Here is a 21880-nt window from a genome sequence, read left to right as displayed (position 1 = left end):
ATTTTTAGCTCCGGCACGTAGTGGTAGACGAATGAACCGGTCGGTCTCCGTCGGTGTGGTCGTCTTTATCGTCGTCGTTTCCATCGCCGCTCTCGGCGTTCCGATGGCGTTCGCCGACACCGGAGGCGATGGACCCGCCGTGGATCACCCCCAGCAGACGGCGGCGGAGACGGAGACGGACACGTACGCGTACACGCAGACGCAACCGTTCACTGGAACCCACCAGCAAGTAACCCGGGAATCGGCGGCGTTCGATTCGATCGGCATCTCTTCACAGGAGTTTGATACGACGACGTTCGAAATTACCGTCCACGAGAACGGCAGTGCGACGTGGACGTTCAGACACGATCGGCGGTTCGGTACCGATAACGACTCCGAATCGGACGACCGCGAGGCGTTCGAAGAGTTCGCCGAGGAGTTCGAATCGGAAGAAACCGAACTGTACGATCGATTTACCAGTCAGGCCGAGGCGATGACCGAGAGCGGTGCCGAACTGACCGACCGAGAGATGGCGGCGACGAACTTCAACCGATCGGCGACCATCGAAGAGCAGTTCGGAACGCGAGGGATCGTCGAAATGTCCTTCCTCTGGGAGGAGTTCGCGGTCGTCGAGGACGACACCGTCGACGCCGGGGATGTCTTCCAGGACATCTACCTCGGCCCCGATCAGTCGATCGTTTTCGAGGCCGGCGACGGCCTCACGTTCGACCGCGTCGAACCCGAAGCCGAAGCACAGCACTCGAGAGAATCGCTCGAAAACGCCGATTCGGTTCGCTGGAGCGGTGAACAGCAGTTCCTCGCCGGCAATCCGCGAGCCGTCTTCGTTCAGAGCGAGGCGTCGAACGGCGGCGAGACTACGGGGTCGGTCTCGACGATCGTCAACGGTGGCGAGACGCCGTGGTATCTCGCCGCGGGCGTTATCCTCGCGCTGGGACTCGCCGTTGGTGCCCTCTGGTATCGACGCCAACGGACTGGGACCGACGGAGACGACGGCGAAAACGAGAGACGGAATGCCGCTCACGCCGCCGACTCGGACGAACCCGCGTCGGAAGCGAACCCACCGTCCGACGCTGATTCGGTAGCCGGTGAGGACGCCGAGTCGGATCCGCTTCCCACCGACGAACTGCTCACTGACGAAGACCGGGTCGTCAAACTCATCCGCGAGAACGGCGGCCGGATGAAGCAGGTCAACATCGTCCAGGAAACCGGCTGGTCGAAATCCAAGGTTAGCATGCTCCTCTCGGATATGGAAGAAGCGGGAACCATCAGCAAACTCCGCGTGGGTCGTGAGAACATCATCAGTCTCGAAGGATTCGAACCCGAGGCCACGAAGTCGCCGTTCGACGAGTAACGGTCACCACCGGCGTCGAGCCGCGGACATTCTCCTGGCCACTTGCAAACGGCGGATCCCCGTCCGCGGTGGAATAGTCTCGACGCGGCCAGATCCGTGGTACTGAACGACACTCCTGCGTCGAAACGGAATCCTTAAACATCGTACCGCGCAACCATTGAATGCAGACAACGCCCGCTCCGATGGTGTAGTCCGGCCAATCATATTACCCTCTCACGGTAATGACCTGGGTTCAAATCCCAGTCGGAGCACTCTTTTGCGGAACGGCGTAACGTAGACGGGAGCGCACGCTCTATGGTTTGTAGACGACCCCGCCGTTCTTCGCGGAGTTATCGACCGCAGAGTAGCCGGTAGTTGACGATTATCGTTCGTGATATCCGGCGACGTTCAGACGCGCATTCGGCCGACACCGTCCGCGCGCACCAGCCAGCAGCCTTCGGTGCCTCTCGAGCGTTTCCTCATTATCGTTCCTGATCTTAGACGGTGGTCCCGAAACCCAACGTCGGTTAGGTGCAATATTTACGAAAGTCTTACTCGGTGTTGAATACTAATTCCAGAGGAGTAAGCCGGACAGTGCCTCGAGCGGTCGCGTTCGCTCTACTCCCTCGAGGAGCGAGTCGTCCAGCCCGGGCTTCTCCGATCAACCACCAGTAACTATCACGGAAAACGATGATCGTAGAGAACAGTCTGTCTACACGGGGATTTTTGACGTTGAAGCCGTACGATCACGGTATGCAACTACACAACAGAGCGGTTCGCCAGGACGTCAGGGAACTCGGTGCGTTGCTGGGTGACGTCCTCGAGGACCAGACCTCTCGACGGGCGTTTGACACGGTCGAATCGTGTCGACGGGCCGCGATCGATTACCGGTCGGGCGACCTCGACTCTCGCGAGCCACTTGCCACGCAGCTCCGCGGGCTGTCGCCACACCAACAGCGGATCGTCGCTCGCGCGTTTACCACCTACTTCGAACTGATCAACCTCGCCGAAGAGCGCGAGCGGGTCCGCACGATCCGGACGGCCTCTCACGAGGGGACGCTCGAGGACAGCCTCGAAACGGCGGCCGAAGAGCTGGGCAACAGCGACGTCGACACCGTCAAGCAGGTGCTAGACGACGTCTTGATCGAGCCCACGTTCACGGCCCACCCGACGGAGGCCCGACGCAAGACGGTCAAATCGAAGCTGCGGACGATCTCGACGCAACTCGAGACCCTGGACGAACGGCTGTTGACCGACAAAGAGGAGGGGCAGGTCTGGCGGGATATCGACGCCGAAGTGACGAGCCTCTGGCAGACGCCGCAGGTCCGCAACCGCCAGCCCGAACCCGAAGACGAGGCGCGAAACGTTCAGTGGTACCTCGAGAACACGCTGTTCGACGTCGTCGGCGAAGTCTACGACGAACTCGCCGATGCGATCGACGAGGAGGTCGCGGGCGACATCGATATCCCGAAACTGTTCGAGTTCCGATCGTGGGCGGGCAGCGACCGGGACGGCAACCCCTACGTGACCCCCGAGGTCACCGCGAACACGCTCGAACGCCAGCGCTCGGTCGTCCTGGAGCAGTATCGCGACGAACTCAAGCGCCTCTCGGGAGTCCTGAGTCAGGACGGAAGTCGGATCGATTCCGGCTCCGCGTTCGAGGCGACGCTCGAGGAGGATCAGGAACGACTTCCGGGGAGCGCTCGAACCGCCGAGGAGCGATACCCCGACGAACCCTATCGCCAGAAGCTCAAGCTCATGCGCGAACGGCTGCAGCGGGTCGGCGACGTGCGTCCGGGCGGTTACGACAACGTCGACGAACTGCTCGAGGACCTCGAGATCATCGCCACGAGCCTGCGGAACAACGGCGCCGAAAGCGTCGTTGAAGCCCACGTCGACCCGATTCGGCGACAGGTCGCCACCTTCGGCTTCTCACTCGCGAGTCTCGACCTGCGCGAACACCAGCAGAAACACACCGACGCCATCGCGGAGGCTCTCGAAAGCGAGGGGATCGACTACCACAGTCTGACCGAAGACGAGCGCACCGAGTTGCTAACGGAGAGCATTCTGCAGGACCAGCCGGTTATCGACCTCGACGAAACGGCGGACCTCTCGGCGGAATCAGCGCGCGTCCTCGAACTGTTCGATAGCCTCGGCGACTGGCAGACCGAGTACGGCGTCCACGCTATCGACACCTACGCGATCTCGATGACCGAGGAGCCAAGTCACGTCCTCGAGGTGCTCTTCCTCGCCGATCAGTCCGGGGTGGTTTCCCTGCCCGAACACTGCGGACTCGACATCGTACCGCTGCTCGAGACCGAGTACGCGCTCTCGGGTGCCCGCCGGATCATGGGCACGCTGTTCGAAAACGAGGCCTATACGCAGGCCCTCGAGGCCCGCGGCCGAACCCAGGAGATCATGCTGGGCTACTCGGACTCGAACAAGGAGAACGGCTTCCTCGCGGCGAACTGGTCGCTGTACAAGAACCAGCGTCGGCTGGGCGAGATCTGTGACGACCACGACGTGACGATGCGGCTGTTCCACGGCCGCGGCGGCTCGATTTCGCGGGGCGGCGGACCGATGAACGAGGCGCTGCTCGCGCTGCCGAACAGCACCGTAACGGGACAGGTGAAGTTCACCGAACAGGGCGAGGCGATCGCGGAGAAGTACGCCAACCCTCGAATCGCCGAGCGAAACATCGAACAGATGCTCAACGCACAGCTTCGGGCGCGACTGCACGCGACGGACCAGCCCGAAGAGGACGTCCGCGAGGAGTGGACCGACGCGATGGAGACCATGGCCGACGCCGCTCGGGAGGAGTATCGCGACCTCCTCGAGAGCGACGGGTTCGTCCAGTACTTCGAGCAGGCGACGCCGATCACCGTCATCGAAGATCTCGACCTGGGCTCGCGGCCCGCCTCGCGCAGCGGCGAGCGGACCGTCGAGGACCTGCGCGCTATCCCGTGGGTGTTCTCGTGGACCCAGTCGCGGTGTATCCTCCCGGGCTGGTACGCGCTTGCGACGGGACTCGAGGCGTACCTGGAGGGCGAGGAGTCACGCTCCTCGGGAGACTCGAGCGGCGACGAGCCGCGAGAGGACGGCGGATCGATAAAGACCCTGCAACGGATGTACGAGGAGTGGCCGTTCTTCCGGACCACGCTCGACAACGCCGCGCTCTCGCTGTCCCGAACCGAACTCGAGATCGCCCAGCAGTACGCAGATCTGGCGGACGAAGACCTCCGGAACCGATTCTTCCCGCGGGTGACCGAGGAGTACGAACGGGCGACGGAACTGATCACCGAGATCGGACAGCGGGACCGTCTGCACACCCGGGACTGGCTCGGCGAAAACCTGGCGCGGCGCAACCCCTACGTCGATCCGTTGAACCTTCTGCAGGTCTACCTGCTCAACCAAACCCACCGAACTGATATCGAGGAGCGAACGCTTCGATTGACCGTCAAGGGGGTCGCGGCCGGAATGAAGAATACGGGCTGAGGCGGTCGCCCTCTCCTATCGTTGATCGCGCCTTCCGCCATCGCCCTCGTTGTCGTCCTCGTCGTCGCTCCGCTCGTACCGCTCCGCAGCCGATTCGAATCCCAGTTCGTCGTCCTCTCGGCCTCGGCGCTCCTCGAGCGCGGCGATCGCGCCCGTATCCGGGGCCGCGTCGTCGGTGATCCGCGCCCACGAACGGTGGACTTTGCTGTGACACCAGCGGCAGAGATAGACCGTGATCTCGTGGGAGAGTTCCGTCCCGTCTCGAGCGTAGGAGAGATGGTGTTCCTCGAGGAGCGGCCGTTCGTCGTCGTGAGCCATCCGCTTTTCTTCGAGGCCGCAGCGAACGCACTCGCGGTCGTGGTTGCACGAACGAAAGTGCGGACAGTCCATCCACGACCAGTCGGTTTCGGGATCGACGACGGGACAGTCGTAGTCGTCTCGGGCACGCTCGCGGGCGAACTCGGGATCGTGTTCGTAGTGGTCGAAGGCGTACCGACACTGTCCCTCGCCGGTCAGATGATCGCAGACGCCCGCGAACTCGTAGGGATCGTCGACGCCGACCGACGTTCCCTGTGGCGTTTTCTCCATGCCTGCTGTCCGCCTTTCGGGTCGCGTCCGTTTGAATCCTCCGAGCACGTTCCCGCGAGGGACACCGTTCTCGAAGTCACGTGTCAAAATTAAAGGGCTTGACGTGTCGGTATACTAGCTGAAACGGGAAGATTTTTTAAATATACGTAACTTGTCCATGTTAATGCTCGATACAGTCAGGGGGATTGTCCCATCATTCATTCGGCGAAGTTACGCCATGAAGTTTGGTATTGCGCTGTTATTACTGGGTCTCTCAGTAGGCGCAATCGGCTTCGTTGCAACGGCACAGATCACAGATAGTGTCGAAGAAAATACACTCGAAGATCAGCAAGCGATCGCTGGTCAGCAAGCGAACATCATCGACAACTGGAACGAACAGAACGAACGCCGAACCGCGAGTACGTCCAATACACCGGTCGTCGAATCGGGTGATGACGACGAAATTCAATCGTACGTAACCTCGCTCCAACTCGAGCTGTCGGGCCAGGTCGAATCGATCCATTACGCCGATCAGGAAACCAACGAACTGATCGCCACGACGGCAAGTGACGTCGACACGCTCGAGGATACCGGATTCCCCGACTCGGACCAGATCGAATCGGCTCGAGCCGATAGCGTCGAGCGAACGGAGGCCTACGTTACCGACGGAACGCCCGTCGTCGCGTACTACATCAGTACGAGCGGCTCTGACGACACGGCCATCGTGATGACGTTCGCCCTCGAGGACATGATGTCTAACTTCGGCGTCGAGGGTGAGTCGGTGACGCTCGCGGTCGACCGTGACGGACAGATCGTCCTCGACGACACGATCACCGGAACCGGTTCGGATGCGCTCTCCAACGACTTCGTCGACAGCACGTTCTTGACTTCCTACGACGAAGACCACGAACTCCTGACTACCGCACTCGCATCCGAGAACGCGTCGCATTCCGGCTCGATGACGTTCGAGGCCGCACCGGCATCGGTGATCAGCGAGGAGCCGTATAACTTCGACGCCGACGAGTACGTCGCCGCGTATCACGCGACCGAGATGGGGTGGACCGTTCTGGTCCACACCTCGAGCGACGATGCATACGGGTTCGTCAACACGGTCAACCAGTACGGGAACATGGCTACGGCGGGTGGCGTCTTGCTGATCGGCCTTATCGGTGCCGTGATCGGCCGCAACACGGCGGCGTCGATCGACCGCCTGACCAGAAAAGTCGGCCAGATGGAAGAGGGTGATCTCAACGTGGACTTCGAAACCAAACGCATCGACAACATCGGCCGCCTCTACGGCGGCTTCGACTCGATGCAGAGCGAACTGAAACAACAGATCACCGAGGCCGAAGAGGCGAGAGCGGAGGCCGAACGCGAACGCGAGCGCGTCCAGGAGATCAACGAGGAACTCCAGCAGGCCGCGACGACGTACTGCGGCGTCATGGAAGACGCCGCGAACGGCGATCTCACCGTTCGGATGGATCCCGAGGCGTCGGACAACGACACGATGCAAACGATCGCGACGGACTTCAACGAGATGCTCAGCGAGATCGAGGCAACCGTCGAGAACCTCAACCAGTTCGCGACCGAGGTCGCTATCGCCAGCGAACAGGTCACCGCCTCGAGCGAAGAAGTTCGATCGGCCTCGAAGCAGGTCAGCGAGTCGATTCAGGAGATTTCCGACGGTGCAGAGAATCAGTACGAGTCGCTGCGGGCGGTCGACTCGGAGATGAACAATCTCTCGACGACGACCGAAGAGATCGCCGCCTCCTCGAACGAGGTCGCCGACGTCGCCGAGCGAACCGCACAAACCGGCCGCGACGGTCGCGAGCAGCTCCAGGAAGCTATCGAAGCCTGTGAGCAACTCGAAGAGGAGCGGGATGCCGTCGTCGAGGAGTTCGAGCAACTCCGCGACGAGGTCGGGCAGGTCGACGACCTGATCGATCGGGTTGCCGAGATCGCCGAGCAAACCAATATGCTCGCACTCAACGCCAACATCGAGGCATCCAGATCCTCGTCCGGAAACGACGACGGCGGGTTCGCCGCCGTCGCGGCCGAAGTCAAGGAACTCTCCCAGGACGTAAAGTCGGCCACTGACGAGATCAGCAACCGTCTCGAGCAGATCCAGGAACAGACCGATCGGTCGGCCGAGGAAGTCGACCGGACGAGCGAGGAGATCGAACAGGTCAACGAACTCGTCACGAACGCCGGTTCGGCGCTCGAGGAGATCGCGGAGTACGCCCAGAAGACGAACGACGGCGTGCAGTCGATCTCGGCCGCGACCGAAGAGCAGGCGGCCTCCACTCAGGAGGCCGTTGCGATGGTCGACGAGGTTGCGACGATTTCCGAGGAAACGACCGCCGAGGCCGAGAACGTCGCTGCCTCCGCCGAGGAGCAGACGTCCGCACTGACGGAGGTATCGTCGTCGGCAGACGATCTCTCCCAGCAAGCGGTGACGCTTTCGGAAGCGCTCGACCGGTTCGAGACCGACGCCGACGCCGACGAGAACGCGTCGGCCGTCGACATCGACTCGGCTGAGCCCGTCGCCGAACCCGCCGTCGCCGGTGAGGTTTCCGAGTCGGACGATGAGGACGTCGCTCCAGCGACGAACGAGAATACTGTTGTGGCGCCCGCTGACGACGAGGCCGAGCTAGCCGCCGACGACGGTGACGACAACGGTGGTGACGAGGACGCCAACGACGACGACGGCGACCCACAGGAGGCTACCGACGAGACGTTCTCCTTCGGCGAGTAAGCCGAATCCGACGGCCCGTTCGGATAGCGACTGACGTCGAACTTTTTTCGCACCCAATCGATAGCCCGCACACCGCAGTCTCGAGCGCGAAAACTACGAGTATCCGCCGACGTTGCGTTCGATCCCGGCGGGAAGATTTTTGCTCCCAGCCTTCCGACTCGAGGGCGTGCGTCTGGTTCACTACTCGGCTGCCGAACGCGACACTGATTCGAAAACGAATACCGCTCCGGCGGGTCGCGGCGACGTGCTGGCGACGAACGTCGATATCGCAGACGCCATCCTGAGCCAGACTCGCGGGCTGATGTTTCGCCGATCGTTGCCCGACGACTACGCCCTCGCGTTTCGATTCGATACGGCCAAGCCTCGAGACGTCCACATGCTGTTCGTTTTCTTCCCCATCGACGCCGTCTGGATCGCCGACGGTGTCGTCCAGCGAGTCGAACGGCTCCGGCCGTGGCGCGGGTTCGCCCGCGAGGAGTGTGACTTGCTCGTCGAACTCCCGGCCGGCACTGCAGCGGATGTTGAACCGGGTGATCGGCTCGTCCTCGAATCGCCGTGAGTTACTCGAGGACTTCGACTGCCCCGTCCCGGACCCGAACGTCGAGTAAACTCGTCACGTCACGGGAAACCGACTCGTGGTCGGCGTCGACCCGCCGGAGAACGACGACGATGTCGACGAGTTCGGCCTCGGCGGCTTCGAGTGCGTCACAGACCGCTTCGATCGTGCCGCCCGACGAGAGGACGTCGTCGACCAGCACCACTCGATCGCCCGCGTCGACGCCGTTCAGGTAGAGTTCGCTCTCACCGTAACTGGTTTCCTGGTGGACGGCGACCTCGTCCGGAAACCCGTAGGATCGCTTTCGAACGACGGCCATCGGAATGTCGCTCGCGAGCGAAAGCGCCGTTCCGTGATGAATTCCCATCGCTTCGGGGGCGACGAGTTTGTCGACGGACTCGAGATCGATCCGGGCCGTGATACCGTCGGCGACCGCCTGCAACACCGCCGGTTCGACCGGCGGTACGCCGTCGGTAACGCCGTGGACGAAGTACTCGTACCCGTCGCGGTCGACGACCGGCGCCTCGCGGAGTGATCGCGCGAGCGGCTCCAAGGTAGGGTCCATGCTCGAGGACTGCTACGGCGGGGAGATGGAAGGTCGTTCGGGTCGAGCGTGTGGTTTAGGTCTCGGATCCGATCTCGATTCGGCTGTAACCCGATCGACACGTCGCGCAGATCATACCGTGACCGGCGGAGTTAAGTCGCCCTGATTCGATAAGGTGACATACAATGGCACGAGATTCCTTCTCAACGCCGGAGTCCGAGGATAGAGGAAGTCGGGGCAACCCGGCTGGGCGTGAAATTCCGCGACCAAACTAATCGCAGTTCATCACTCTTGCCTGTAACTCACTCCGCCGAGCAGACGATTCAATCCGACCGTACAGTCCGCCTTCTCGATACGACGCTTCGCGACGGCGAGCAAGCACCGGGTGTCTCGCTGTCACCCGACGAGAAAGTCGAAATCGCTCGCGCGTTAGAGCGAGCAGGCGTCTCCACCATCGAGGCGGGAAGCGCCTGTACCGGCGCGGGTGAACGCCAGGCAATCTCCCGCGTTACCGACCTCGATCTCGACGCCCGCGTCACCAGTTTCTGTCGCGGGATGCAAACCGATATCGACCTCGCACTCGACTGTGACGTCGACGGCATCCACCTCGTGGTCCCCTCGAGCGATCGACACGTCGAGGGCAAGGTCGGTACCTCTCGCGAGGATAATCTCGAAAAAACCGCCGAACTCGTCGAGTACGCCGCCGATCACGACCTCTGGATCGAAGTCATCGGCGAGGACGGCTCCCGGGCCGATCTCGACTATCTCGAGGCCCTCATGGGGACCGCCCTCGATGCCGGTGCCGACCGGGTCTGTTTCGCCGACACCGTCGGCCATACCGGGCCCGAGCGCACCGCTGAAGCGGTGTCCCGGCTCGCCGAACTCGGGCCGGTCAGCGCCCACACCCACGACGATCTCGGACTGGGCGTCGCGAACGCGCTCTCGGCCGTCTCCGCCGGCGCGGACCTGGTTCACTGCACCGTCAACGGCCTCGGCGAACGCGCCGGGAACGTGGCCCTCGAGGAAGTCGCGATCGCGCTCGCCCACGTCTACGACGTCGATACGCTCGAACTCACTGAACTGTACGATCTGTCCCAGATCGTCTCTCGAGCGACTGGCGTCCAACTGCCGCCGAACAAGGCCGTTATCGGCGAGAACGCCTTCACCCACGAGAGCGGCATCCACACCGACGGGACGCTCAAGGACGACAAGATGTACGAACCGTACGCGCCCGAGACGGTCGGTCGCGAACGCCGCCTCGCACTCGGCAAACACACAGGACGGGCGGGCGTCAAGGCGACGCTCGAGGAACACGACGTCGAGGCGACCGACGACGAGGTCGCAACGGTCGCAAATCGCGTCACCGAACTCGGCGACCGCGGCCGTCGGGTCACGGACGCCGACCTGCTGGCAATCGCCGAGGACGTCACCGGCGACGACCGCGAACGTACGGTCGAACTGCTCGACCTAACGGCCACGAGCGGCGGTGCCGTTCCGACCGCGAGTATCCGACTCGACGTCGGCGGCGAGGAACGGGTCGCGAGCGGGACCGGCTCCGGCCCCGTCGACGCCGCCGTCTCAGCGGTGCGTGAAGCCCTGGGCTCGATGGCGGATGCGGAACTCGAGTCCTATCACGTCGACGCCGTGACCGGCGGCACCGACGCCGTCGTCACCGTCGAGGTAACGATGGTTCGAAACGACCGCTCGGTCACCGTCGCCCGCAGCGAAGCCGACATTACGCGCGCCAGCGTCGAGGCGATGGTCGACGCGCTCGATCGGTTGCTCGCGTCCGACGAGCAGCCGCTGGCGCCGGCGGACGACTGATACGGTTTGCTGTTGCTGTATCCTCTAATTCTTTCGAGGCGCCGGTAGCGACACAGCCGCACCGTAACCGTTATCGTAGCCGTTTTTCGGACCGGGCGACGTTGTCACCGCACCGCATCGATCACCGTCGCGGTGCCGATCACTGAATCTTGTACCGATCGAGTACGTCCCGGGGATTGAATAGATACACGCCGGCGAGAAACAGGGCGACCACGACGACGAACAGTCGCGCGATTTCGCTCACCGTCGACGGCAGGCCCGGTTCGAGCGTGATCGCCATCAACGCCGCGACCCCGATCCAGAGACTCCCGACGATCAACCGCTGACGAACATCCATACTCGACCGTTCGTTTCAGTCGATATGAAAGCGACGGGTCGTCTCGTACGAACCTACGTTGTCGTTCGGTAGCGATCGTCGGCAACCGGTCACCGGTCACCGTGTACTGGGTACCGATAACCGACCGTCGAACGCCGGCAGCCTATCAGAAGTTGAGATCGACGGTTCCCTCGTCGAGGACGTCCTTTCGATTGTCCGTCTGGCCGACCTCGTCGTAGGCGACCGGTCCCGGAACCTGATGGGCTCCCGATCCGGGTTGGTTGCCGAGATACACGACGTTCGGATCCGTCCCGATATCGTCGAGGAGTTTGAAACTCGATTCCGGATCGCCGGCGAACTCCTCGAGCCGTTCCTGTGCGAGGTCCTCGCTCGGCCCGTCGAACTCCTCATCTTCGTCCTCGTCGGGCGCTTCGGCGAGTTCGAGTTCGATCAATAGCTCCTCGTCGAACTCGAGACCGTGGTCCTCGAGAACCGCCAGGAGTTCGAGTGCGGTCACCTCCTGTGCGACCAGCGAACTGTTCTCGTCGCTCTCGAGTTGATCGTCGTCGCTCAGAATACCGATCGCCAGCAGGAGAGCGATCGTGTCCTCGTCGACTCCCTCGACAGCGTCGACGACGGCATCGATATCCTCGTCTTCGTCCTCGAGTGCCTCTTCGACGTCCTCGACTGACGGAAGCCCTCCCTCGATGCGGACGAGCGTTCGGCTCTTGGCCGTGTTGTCGATATACCGCTGTGGATCACTGTTTGGGTTGTTCATATCCCCGAACTGGATCACTTCCGGCGGACAGGCGTCCTCGCAGGCGGTCGTGCCGACCTGTTCCTCGCCCTGTTGTCCGTCCTGACGGGTCGCACAGAACGTACACTTCTCCATGACGCCTCGCGGACCGCGAGCACCGACCGGCCGGTCGCGTGCGTCGTAGACGTGTCCGTCCTCGAGTTCGTCTTCGCCGATCTCCGGTTCCTCCCACTGGAAATAGTTGACGCCGTAGGGACAGGCAACCTGACAGTACCGACAGCCGATACAGACGTCGTAATCGGTCAGGACGAGGCCGTCCGAATCTCGGGTGTGACGGGCCGTCGTCGGACAAACTTTCTCACAGGGGGCGTCGGTACAGTGCTGGCAGGGTCGGATCAGATACTCGAAGTCTTCCGTGGACTCGTAGTCGTCGGGATCCGGCGACGAAACGGTATCGTCGTCGTACGCGAGCACGTACATCCAGTTCGCTCCCTGGTCCCAGCTGTGTTCCTCCGCACAGGCCACGACACAGGAGAGACAGCCGTCGCAGTGTTCGAGGTCGAGCGCCATCCCCCACTGGGTGCCGTCCTCGTCCGTATCGTCCGGTTCGTCCGCTTCCTGGTCCTGGGCGAACACGGCACCCGCCGGTTCATCATCGTCCCGTTGGCTCTCTACCGTCCCCCACGCGCCGAGTCCGACGGCTCCCGCACCGCCCATCTTCTTCATCATCTCGCGGCGCGACTCCTCGTCGCCGATTTTCGAGATCGTTTCCTCGAGCCGTCCCTTCTCTCTGGCCGTTTCGATCTCGTCGGCCATCGGCCGACTGTCCTCGCCGAACTCCTCGAGGACGTCCTCGTGATACCGATCGTAAAACGCCTCCTCCGAGAGTTCGCCCTTCGAGAGCCGCATCGCGTCTCTGGCCATTTCGAGGCCGAGTTCGGTATCGTACTCGGTTTCCTCGAGCTCCTTCTCGAGGCCGTCCTGCCACTCCTCGCCGAGCGGATGGAACGTGTCCTCGCGGTCTCCCCCATCGTTGGAGCTCATCGTCCACTGTCACCCCAAGCGACGGTGACTCGAACCTGCACTACGCACATTGTTATCTATTACCATGGAACGTTTCAGAGCTACTTCGATAAACAGTGTGCTTGCGAATGACAACCGTTGCGGACCGCGTCCGCTCTTGACGCCGTTCGCGGATACGAATCCCGAGAAGACCCGCTTACGATCCGGACGTTCCGGCGGCGATAGTCCAGATTCCGACGGCGGTCGCGAGGAACGTCAGGGAGATTGCGACCGTAAAGCCGTCAGTGTACGCGACGCTCGCCGTGCCGAGCGGTGGCATCGCCAGCGCGGTGATGCCGATCGCGACGTTGAATAGGCCGACGATAGCGGTGTCCTTCTCGGGCGAATAAATAGTCATGAGAAGCGGGATGTAGAGCGTCGCGGAGCCGCCCAGTCCGAGTCCGATCAGAAAAATCGCGACCGGGAGCGTCGAGACGCCGGGCACGAACAGGAGAGCGATACCGACGGTCGCAGAGACGAGCGATCCGAGGAACGCTCGTCGCGAACCGATGGTGTCCGCGAGATAGCCGCTTCCGATCCGCGAAATGATGCTGACGCCGCCGATCAGGCCGAACGCGGCCGAGGCGCCGGCCGCCGTCAGTCCGCGAGCGGCGAACAGATCGACGGCGTACGCGGCCAGCAACTGGTACCAGGCGAACGAGAGCGCCATCCCGACGAACAGTAACTGGAACGTTCGCGTTCCGCCCAGTCGAGCGAGCCACTCGAACAGTTCGTCGGCGGTCGCGGTCGATTGTTTGGCCCATCGCGGCCGTCGACAAACGACCCCGGCCAGCAGAAACGCGACCGTCGTTATCGAAATAATCCCGAGAAAGCCGCGGCGAACGCCGAACTCCGTCAGCGCGACCTGCCAGACGGGCGGAAGCACGAACAGACCGAGCCCGTTCCCGACGAAGATGAGTCCGGTCGCCGCACCGCGACGGCTCTCGAACCAGCGCGGCACGATCGACGCGACGAGGACGTAGACCGTCCCCGATGCGAGTCCGAGGGCGGCGAACACGACGGTCAGCCCGACGACCGATCCGGTAAAATACAGCGCGGGGGCCAGTACAGCCGTCGCGAGCCCGCAAACGAGCAATATCGCTCGAGCCCGGTACCGTGTGCCGAAGACGCCGATAAGTCCGGAGCCGATAAAGAACGTAAAGAGCATGACGGCGAACACGCCGGAGAGGACGATCGGCGAGATCCCGAAGGCGTCACTGAACGGGTCCCGAAAGATGCCGTACGACATCGGCGTTCCGAAGGTGAACACCATCGCTACGGCGCCGATACTCGCTACGACCCAGCTACGGTAACTGTCGGGGCGTTCCGCCCGATCGGTACGCACGGCAGACACTCGACTATGTGCGATGGAAAGGGTTCTGATTCGCCCGAGTTGGCGGGTTCCGAACTCGAGTCACAGCGAAGCTGTGAGCACTGTAATGGCACCGACTCGCCGCGCTCGTCAGCGTCGCTCGTCGAAAAAACGCCGAGAGGGAGATTTGAATAACGCCCGAGAACCTGCGCCTGCGGCACAGAACCTCGGTCTCGTTCAAATCACCGTTCCGCGTTCTCCGCTCACGAACTCCGAGCACACGCCACGCGGTGCTCGGCGATGTGGTTCGTGGAAAAACGCCGAGAGGGAGATTTGAACTCCCGAGTCCGTGGGGACAGTAGATTTCGAATCTACCGCCTTGGCCGGGCTAGGCTATCTCGGCTCACCTGCATATACCCGTGTAACGTTTTTACCGGTTTCGATTTTCGAGCCGAATGTGACGGTGTCTCGTCCCGCTCGAACGAAACGAATTTGACACGAGAGGGCGACGGCGTTTCCATGAACGAACAGCAGGCCACCGTCGACTGCGAGGCCATCATCGAGGCGGTCAGCGAGGCCGTCATCTGCGACCGGTCGTTCCTCGAGGAGATCCTCGTCGGGGTCGTCGGTCGGGGCCACGTCCTGCTCGAGGACGTCCCAGGGACCGGCAAGACGTTGACGGCACGCACCGTGGCGACCGCACTGGGCCTCTCGTTTTCGCGCATTCAGTTCACGCCCGATCTGTTGCCCGCGGACGTCACCGGCACGCACATCTTCAACGAGCAGGACCGCGCGTTCGAGTTCAGCGAAGGTCCCATCTTCGCCAACATCGTCCTGGCCGACGAGATCAACCGGGCGCCGCCGAAGACACAGGCCGCCCTGCTCGAGGCGATGGAGGAGGGACAGGTCACGGTCGACGGCGAGACCCGACAGCTCCCGGACCCGTTCTTCGTCATCGCAACCCAGAATCCCGTCGAACAGGAGGGGACCTTCCCCTTGCCCGAAGCGCAGGTCGATCGCTTCCTCGTCAAGACCTCGATGGGGTATCCGGACGAAACCGGCGAAGTGGAACTCCTCCGGCGGCGGGCCAGCCGCGAGACGACCAGTCCGACGGTCGAACCCGTTCTCGAACCGGAGGAAGTCAGTGCGCTGCGACGGGCTCCCGAGACGGTCCGGATCGACGACGACCTCCTCGAGTACATCGCCGCACTGGCCCGGTCGACGCGAACGGACGGCCGCGTCGAGACCGGCGTCTCACCGCGCGGGACACAGCGACTGTTCGAGGCGGTGCGTGCCTACGCCGTTATCACCGGTCGGGAGTACGTCACGCCCGACGATATCAAACGCGTTGCCAAGCCCGTACTGGCCCATCGGCTGGTGTTGACTCCCGACGCGACGGTCAACGCGGTCGACAAGGAGCGAATCATCGAGAGCGTTCTCGAGTCGGTTCCGGTCCCGACGCTCGAGTGAGAGCGAGTTGCGGGGCCGACCGCCGGACGTGATCCGTAGTCGATCGGTCAAACAGCCAAGTAGCCGAGTAATCGAGTAATCGATAAGTCGATCAGTCGGTAAGTTGGTCAGTCAATAATATCGCCGACGCGTCGCGGCTCCCCCTGAAGGTTCGGCTGTTCCGCGACGATCTTGAGCACTTCGTGATCGGTGACGTCGTAGTACGTCTTCTCCGTTGCCTCCTCGATGAGTTCTTTCTCGAGTCGGAATTCGGTGCCTTCGTAGACGACATCGACGCCGTCGTCGTCGAACGCGAGGGTTGTCATGCCCAGGGCTACGAGGTGGGGGAGTAAAAGGGAGGCGACCTGCGACTGTGAGTTGGCGGTCGTGGGTCGGTAACTGATGATTGGTGGTTGGTGACTGGCAACTGGTTGTTAGCAATTGGCGACGAGTAACCGGTAACTGCCACCCGATGTGACGGGCGTCAGACGAGCGGCAGACAACGCGCGAGGTTTATTAGTGGATGACGCCTTTGGGGCGAAGTGTGGCCCTCAGTACGGATCCGCTCGATGAATTGGTCGTCCCCGACGGCACGGAAGCCAAGGAAGTCGACCTCGTAACCGACGGGGACGTCCTCGTCGGCGCGCGGTCGACCGTCGAGTTCGGCGTCCGCGGTCGAAACGTCCTCGCCGGCGAGAGCGTCGAGTTCGGCGGCGCTATCGAAGCCGAAGGCGACTGCCGCCTCGACATGTGGTGTGACGTCGCCGAGAACGTGCTCGTCGGACAGGACGCCTACATCGGCGAGCGCGTCCACGTCGGCGGCGAGATGAAAGTCGCCGGGGATCTAGACATCGGCGACGACGTCGAGATCGAGGAGGGGTTCGAGGCGAACGGCTGGATCGTCATCCGGAATCCGATGCCGACGATCGTCTTCCTGTTCGTCTACCTCAAACACCTCCTGCTCATCGGCGAGGAACAGACGGCCCAGCGGCTGGTCTCAGAACTCGTCGACGAGGAGGCGGAAGCCGACGTCGAACCCCTCGTTATTCCCCGAAACGCGACGGTCAGCGACGACGCCTGGCGGGTCTCGACGCCCGCGACGATCGGCGACGACTGCCGCCTCCATGGCAACGTCCGCGCCGAGACGATCGACGTCGGCACCGATACGACGATTTTCGGGAGCCTCCGCGCTCGTGGCGACATCTCCGTCGGTGAGGGGACGCGGATCCACGGCGATCTCACTACCCGCGACGGCGACGTCGTTATCGAGGAAAACGCACGCATCCTCGGCGACGTCTCCTGTGCCGACCTCGAACTCGGCCCGGGGGCCGAAGTCGACGGGACGATCCGCGCCGACGGCGAGATTACGATGGGGACGACCGATCGCGACCCGGAGTGATACGTGACGAGTGCGGACGAGCGAGCGACGAATGCGCACGGCTATCGGCGAGACGCACCAACCGTTTTCGGGACTTGCTGTTACTGTTTCTGCTACTGACCGGATCCTGCACTGACTAGTGTTTCTGCTACTGACCCAGCACCTGTTCCTGCTACAGTTCCCGTCTCTTCCCTAGCACTGTCACCGACCCAACCTTTACTCGGCACTAAGGTCCCGGTTCGCACTAATAGCCGGCACAGCGCGTACACTGCGCTCGAGTGAGCGATCGGCAAGTGCTAACCGTCGCTGTATCTGTCGGCGATTTTGACCCCTATTCTTAATACTGACAATTGCGATAGGGAAAGACAGGCATGCGAGTGAAAACCACGCAACGATGGTGGAGGGATCAATGCGATCGATCGTGCTGACGAAAGGGGTGCCGGACTTCTCGGAGGGTGCGGTGTCGTTCGACGAGGACGGCCACCTCGAACGGGGGAAGACGCCGACGGTGATGAATCCCAACGACGGGTTCGCCGTTCGGGCGGCGCTGCAGACGAAGGTTCGCCACGGCGGGCACGTCAGCGGGATGAGCATGGGACCGCCGGGGTATGCGGACGTGTTAAAGGAGGCCATGGGCTCGGTCTACACCGACGACAGCTATCTGCTGTCCGACCGGGAACTGGCGGCCTCGGACACGTGGGCGACGGCGATCACGCTCAGCGCCGGCCTCGAAAAATACCAGGAGGAGGTCGGAGAGATCGACCTCGTCTTCGCCGGCTTCAAATCGGCCGACGGGGAGACCGGACAGACCGGCCCACAGACCGCCTGGGCGATGGACTGGCCGATCGTCACGCACGTGCTCGCACTGGATATCGACCCCGACGAGCGAACGCTCCGGGCGAAGCGACTCGTCGAGGGCGACAGGGACGAGATCGAAACCGTGGAGGCACCGCTGCCCTGTTTCGTCGTCACCGATCCCGAGTTCCAGCCGACCTATCGCAAGGCCTCCCACCGGTTGACCCACAAACGGCTCCGAGCGGAGACCGAAGAACGGGCGGCCGACCACGACGACCATCTGACGACGTGGAGCCAGGAGGACCTGAACCTCGACCCCGACTACATCGGACTCGACGGCTCGCCGACGATCGTCTCCTCGGTCGATCCGATCCCAAAGGCGCCGTCGGAGCGGGAGGCGACGATGGTTGATCCCGACGAAGAGACCGAGATGAGCGAGGTTCTCGAGGAGATGCAACCGTACGCGGCGGGGGCGGGTGATTGACGATGACGGAACTCGATCCCGACGACCACACCGTCGACGAACTAACCGAGAAACTCGAGACGATCGACGACGTCGAGGAACTCCGGGGAATCCTCGAGGCCGAGCAGGCCGGACGAGACCGGAAGACGGCCCACGAGGCGGTTCACAGGCGACTCGAGGCGATCGGTGCCGAGGCGGCCGGTGAGGGTGACAGCGGCGGCGTCGAAGAGGGCACCGAGACCGAAGGCGAGTACGAAGAAACGAAAGAAGACGTCGGCGAGGAGGCCGAGGGCGAGGAAGTCGAGGCGGCGACGGAAGACGACGAAGAAACCGAGCCGGACGAAACCGACGAGCCGGCAGAAGACGACGGGCTCTCACACCCAACGCGCGATAAGAAACACGTCAGAGCGCTCGCGGACGGCGAGTACGCCGACATGTGGGTCTTCTGTGAGACCCAGGGCGGCGAGTTGCTCGAGGTCTCGAAGGAGATGCTCGGCAAAGCCCGACGGTTGATGGACCAGTTCGCGGACGACTATGGCGACGAGGAGCGGGTCGTCGCGTTCCTCATGGGCGACGACTGCGAGGGGCTCGCCGAGGAGTGTATCACCTACGGTGCGGACATCGCAGTCTATCACGACGACGAACGACTCGAGCGATTCCTCCACAAACCCTACACCGAAATCTCGTCCCACATGGCCCGCGGCGAGGGAACCGTCGAGAGCACGGACTGGCGCGACTACGACAAGCCGCGTTATATCTTGTTCCCGGCGACGAACAACGGGCGGGACCTCTCCGCGAAGGTCCAGGCCGAACTCGACTCCGGGCTCGCGTCGGACTGTTCCGACCTCTTCATCGAAGAGAACGAGGTCTCGAACCCGGTCAAGACCGGCGAACCCGGCGTCAAGAAGACCTTCGAGAAGGTCTTACACATGAAGCGGCCGGACTTCTCGGGCTTCGAGTATTCGACGATCCTCTGTCTCGACAATCCCGGCCGGGAGTTCCACCCGCAGGGGGCGTCGATCATTCCGGGGAGCTTCGATCCGATCGAACGCGACCCCGATCGCGACGGACTCGTGATCGAACACGACATGGAACTCGAGGAGGACTGGTTCCGGGTCGAGATCACCGAGTACGACCAACTCGAGGCCGGAATCGACCTCACCGGTCACGAGGTGATCGTCTGTCTCGGTCGCGGCATCGCCGACGATCCGACCGGAGGGATGGAGCTCGGACTCGACCTCGTCGACGCCTTCGCGGACGCCGAACTCGGCATCACGCGGGGGATCGTCACCTCCTCCTACCAGTTCGAGGGCCACGTCGAGGAGTACTCGAAGGAGGAGCGCCAGATCGGCGAAACCGGTCAGGTGGTCGCACCGAATCTCTACGTCGCCGCCGGCGTGTCCGGTGCCGTCCAGCACAAAGTCGGTATGGACGAGTCGGACACGATCGTGGCGATCAACACGGATACGGACGCTCGGATCCGAGACTTCAGCGACTACTTCGTCGAGGGCGACCTCTTTGCGGTGCTCCCGCGGCTGACGGACGCGGTCGAATCGGGCGAGATCGAACTCGAGGCAGTTGCGGACGGAAGCGGAGGTGAACGCGATGACTGAGTACGAACACTACGAAGCCGTCGTCGTCGGCTGTGGACCCGGTGGGGCCGCGGCCGCCGCGCGACTGGCCGATCACGGCGTCGAGACGCTGGTTCTCGAGCGGGGTACGGAAGCGGGATCGAAGAACGTCTCCGGCGGGCTCATTTACGCGGAGGAGTCGGCACCGTACACGATCGACGACCTCTTCGAGGGCTTCCGCGAGGAAGCCGGCGAACGACCGGTCACGGACTACCACATCCACAACATTGCGGAGAACAGCGTCAAGACCTACGACCTGTCGGATCTCCACGAAGACGATACCGACTGGTGTGACGCGGTGTTGCGCCGGAAGATGGACTCGTGGCTCGAGCGACGGGTCCACGAGAAGACCAGCGAGACGGGCGGCGGGGTGTTGACGAACGTCCGCGTGAACGGGCTGCTCCGCGACGGTGGCGAGATCGTCGGCGTCACCTGCGACGAACTCGATCCCATCAAAGCCGACCTGATCGTCGGCGCCGACGGCGTCAACTCCGAACTCGCCCGCGATGCGGGCCTGATGGACTGGGAGGAGCCCGACGAGTGGTTCCAGGGGGTCAAAGCCGTCGTCGATATGGAGCCCGACGTGATCGACGACCGGTTCGACATCGAGCCGGACGAAGGAGCCGCCCACCTGTTCTCGGGCGACCTCTTCGAGGACGTTCGCGGCGGCGGGTTCCTCTACACGAACGAGGACTCGCTGTCGATCGGGACCGTCTTCCACCTCGACAGCCTCGTCGAACAGGAAGCCGAACCCCACGAACTGCTCGACGCGTTGCTCACCCATCCCCTGCTCGCCCAGTGGGTTCGCGACGACTATCACGAACGCGAGTACGCCGCGAAGCTCGTTCCCGACTCGAAGAAAGTCGCCCACGAGGAACCCTACCGAGACCGGCTCGTTCTCGTCGGCGACGCCGCCGGACAGATGCAGGCTCAGGGGCCGATCATCAAGGGCATGAACCACGCTGTCACCGCCGGCGCGCTCGCCGCCGACGCCTTCGTCGTGACTCGCGGGAACACCGACTCGGAGGCCGTCGGCCGGCGATACGCCCAGATGCTCGAGAAGTCCGGCACGATGGACAAACTGCGGCCCCGGCGGTACGAAATCTCGCGGACCCTCGGCGAGCGCGACGCCGTCACGAACGTCGTCGAACGGGTCCTCGAGTCGCCGGTCGGATCGGTCGCGATCGGCAACCCGATCGCAAATCGGCTCCTAAAGCGGGCGTACAACTCGCCGTTCCTCGTCTCGATGCTGCCCGATACGAAGACCGGCTACGTCACGCTCCCGTCGATCATCGGCGAGGAACACGGTCGGTCGATCCACTGGGAGAACGAGATCGAACCGCCGACGCTCGAGGAGCGTATCGGCGACCTCACCTACGACACCGACATCGGCAACCCGCACATCGAACTCCGTGACGAGTCGGTCGAGGCGAGCGGGGCCGCGGTCCACGCCTGTCCGGTCAGCGCCGAAGACTTCGGCGGCGGCTGCTATCGCTCGGAGACCGTGGCGACCAACGGCAGCGAGGAGACGCTGGTCAGCCTCGACACCCAACCCTGCATCGAGTGTGGCACCTGTGCCGTCGTCGCCGACACCGACTGGGAACACCCGCGGGGCGGCAAAGGCGTCGAGTACCGCGAGGGATAGT

The 21880-nt window shown here is 63.0% G+C and carries 16 protein-coding genes and 2 tRNA genes; 11 read left to right on the top strand and 7 right to left on the bottom strand.

What is annotated here, in order from left to right:
- Positions 1-31 precede the first annotated feature (31 nt).
- The 3 genes from GS429_RS10515 (at position 32) to ppc (ending at position 4825) form a co-directional block, all read left to right on the top strand.
- Complete coding sequence (locus GS429_RS10515) at positions 32-1351, top strand: DUF7343 domain-containing protein (RefSeq protein WP_160065317.1); 1320 nt, start codon at positions 32-34, stop codon at positions 1349-1351.
- A gap of 176 nt (positions 1352-1527) precedes the next feature.
- A tRNA-Glu gene (locus GS429_RS10510) sits at positions 1528-1602 on the top strand.
- A 481-nt stretch (positions 1603-2083) separates the two neighbouring features.
- Positions 2084-4825: a phosphoenolpyruvate carboxylase gene (gene ppc, locus GS429_RS10505; protein ID WP_160065316.1), complete on the top strand. Its 2742-nt coding sequence runs from the start codon at positions 2084-2086 to the stop codon at positions 4823-4825.
- A 15-nt stretch (positions 4826-4840) separates the two neighbouring features.
- Here the strand turns inward: ppc and GS429_RS10500 are convergent, their stop codons facing one another.
- Complete coding sequence (locus GS429_RS10500) at positions 4841-5413, bottom strand: DUF7097 family protein (RefSeq protein ID WP_160065315.1); 573 nt, start codon at positions 5411-5413, stop codon at positions 4841-4843.
- Positions 5414-5576: 163 nt separating this feature from the next.
- Here GS429_RS10500 and GS429_RS10495 point away from each other — a divergent pair, with 163 nt between their 5' ends.
- Positions 5577-8147, top strand: coding sequence for a methyl-accepting chemotaxis protein (locus GS429_RS10495; RefSeq protein ID WP_160065314.1), 2571 nt, complete (start codon positions 5577-5579; stop codon positions 8145-8147).
- Between the two features lie 166 nt (positions 8148-8313).
- Positions 8314-8706: a DUF192 domain-containing protein gene (locus tag GS429_RS10490; RefSeq protein WP_328821340.1), complete on the top strand. Its 393-nt coding sequence runs from the start codon at positions 8314-8316 to the stop codon at positions 8704-8706.
- 1 nt (position 8707) lies between these two features.
- On the opposite strand, the gene hpt is transcribed toward GS429_RS10490, so the two are convergent.
- Complete coding sequence (gene hpt / locus GS429_RS10485; protein ID WP_160065312.1) at positions 8708-9268, bottom strand: hypoxanthine/guanine phosphoribosyltransferase; 561 nt, start codon at positions 9266-9268, stop codon at positions 8708-8710.
- A gap of 270 nt (positions 9269-9538) precedes the next feature.
- On the opposite strand from hpt, the gene GS429_RS10480 reads away from it, so the two are divergent.
- A complete protein-coding gene (locus GS429_RS10480; RefSeq protein WP_160065311.1) occupies positions 9539-11071 on the top strand; it encodes a (R)-citramalate synthase in 1533 nt (510 codons plus the stop codon).
- A gap of 139 nt (positions 11072-11210) precedes the next feature.
- Here the strand turns inward: GS429_RS10480 and GS429_RS10475 are convergent, their stop codons facing one another.
- From GS429_RS10475 to GS429_RS10460, 4 genes are all read right to left on the bottom strand, one after another.
- A complete protein-coding gene (locus GS429_RS10475; protein WP_160065310.1) occupies positions 11211-11408 on the bottom strand; it encodes a hypothetical protein in 198 nt (65 codons plus the stop codon).
- 145 nt (positions 11409-11553) lie between these two features.
- Positions 11554-13188 carry a 4Fe-4S ferredoxin N-terminal domain-containing protein gene (locus GS429_RS10470; RefSeq protein ID WP_160065309.1) on the bottom strand — a complete coding sequence of 545 codons (1635 nt, stop codon included), beginning with the start codon at positions 13186-13188 and terminating at the stop codon, positions 11554-11556.
- 175 nt (positions 13189-13363) lie between these two features.
- Entirely contained in the window at positions 13364-14551 is a 1188-nt protein-coding gene (locus tag GS429_RS10465; protein ID WP_328821339.1) for an MFS transporter, read from the bottom strand.
- Between the two features lie 285 nt (positions 14552-14836).
- Positions 14837-14921, bottom strand: a tRNA-Ser gene (locus tag GS429_RS10460).
- Between the two features lie 116 nt (positions 14922-15037).
- Between GS429_RS10460 and GS429_RS10455 the strand changes: the two genes are divergently transcribed.
- Complete coding sequence (locus tag GS429_RS10455; protein ID WP_160065307.1) at positions 15038-15988, top strand: AAA family ATPase; 951 nt, start codon at positions 15038-15040, stop codon at positions 15986-15988.
- A gap of 107 nt (positions 15989-16095) precedes the next feature.
- Here the strand turns inward: GS429_RS10455 and GS429_RS10450 are convergent, their stop codons facing one another.
- The gene (locus tag GS429_RS10450) at positions 16096-16293 is read right to left on the bottom strand and encodes a DUF5800 family protein (RefSeq protein WP_160065305.1); all 198 of its coding nucleotides are present in this window, start codon (positions 16291-16293) and stop codon (positions 16096-16098) included.
- 218 nt (positions 16294-16511) lie between these two features.
- On the opposite strand from GS429_RS10450, the gene GS429_RS10445 reads away from it, so the two are divergent.
- The 4 genes from GS429_RS10445 to GS429_RS10430 all read left to right on the top strand — a co-directional run bounded on the left by GS429_RS10445 (position 16512) and on the right by GS429_RS10430 (position 21879).
- Complete coding sequence (locus GS429_RS10445; RefSeq protein ID WP_328821338.1) at positions 16512-17366, top strand: polymer-forming cytoskeletal protein; 855 nt, start codon at positions 16512-16514, stop codon at positions 17364-17366.
- 388 nt (positions 17367-17754) lie between these two features.
- Complete coding sequence (locus tag GS429_RS10440) at positions 17755-18624, top strand: electron transfer flavoprotein subunit beta/FixA family protein (protein WP_160065301.1); 870 nt, start codon at positions 17755-17757, stop codon at positions 18622-18624.
- 2 nt (positions 18625-18626) lie between these two features.
- The gene (locus GS429_RS10435) at positions 18627-20216 is read left to right on the top strand and encodes an electron transfer flavoprotein subunit alpha/FixB family protein (RefSeq protein ID WP_160065299.1); all 1590 of its coding nucleotides are present in this window, start codon (positions 18627-18629) and stop codon (positions 20214-20216) included.
- Positions 20209-21879 carry an FAD-dependent monooxygenase gene (locus GS429_RS10430; RefSeq protein WP_160065297.1) on the top strand — a complete coding sequence of 557 codons (1671 nt, stop codon included), beginning with the start codon at positions 20209-20211 and terminating at the stop codon, positions 21877-21879. The genes GS429_RS10435 and GS429_RS10430 overlap by 8 nt, the downstream gene beginning before the upstream one ends.
- Position 21880 lies beyond the last annotated feature (1 nt).

Origin of the sequence: Natronorubrum halalkaliphilum, from assembly GCF_009834785.1 — an archaeon.
Lineage (GTDB): Archaea > Halobacteriota > Halobacteria > Halobacteriales > Natrialbaceae > Natronorubrum > Natronorubrum halalkaliphilum.
Note: the sequence above shows the minus strand (reverse complement) of the source record. Positions and strands in the feature narration are given on the sequence as shown.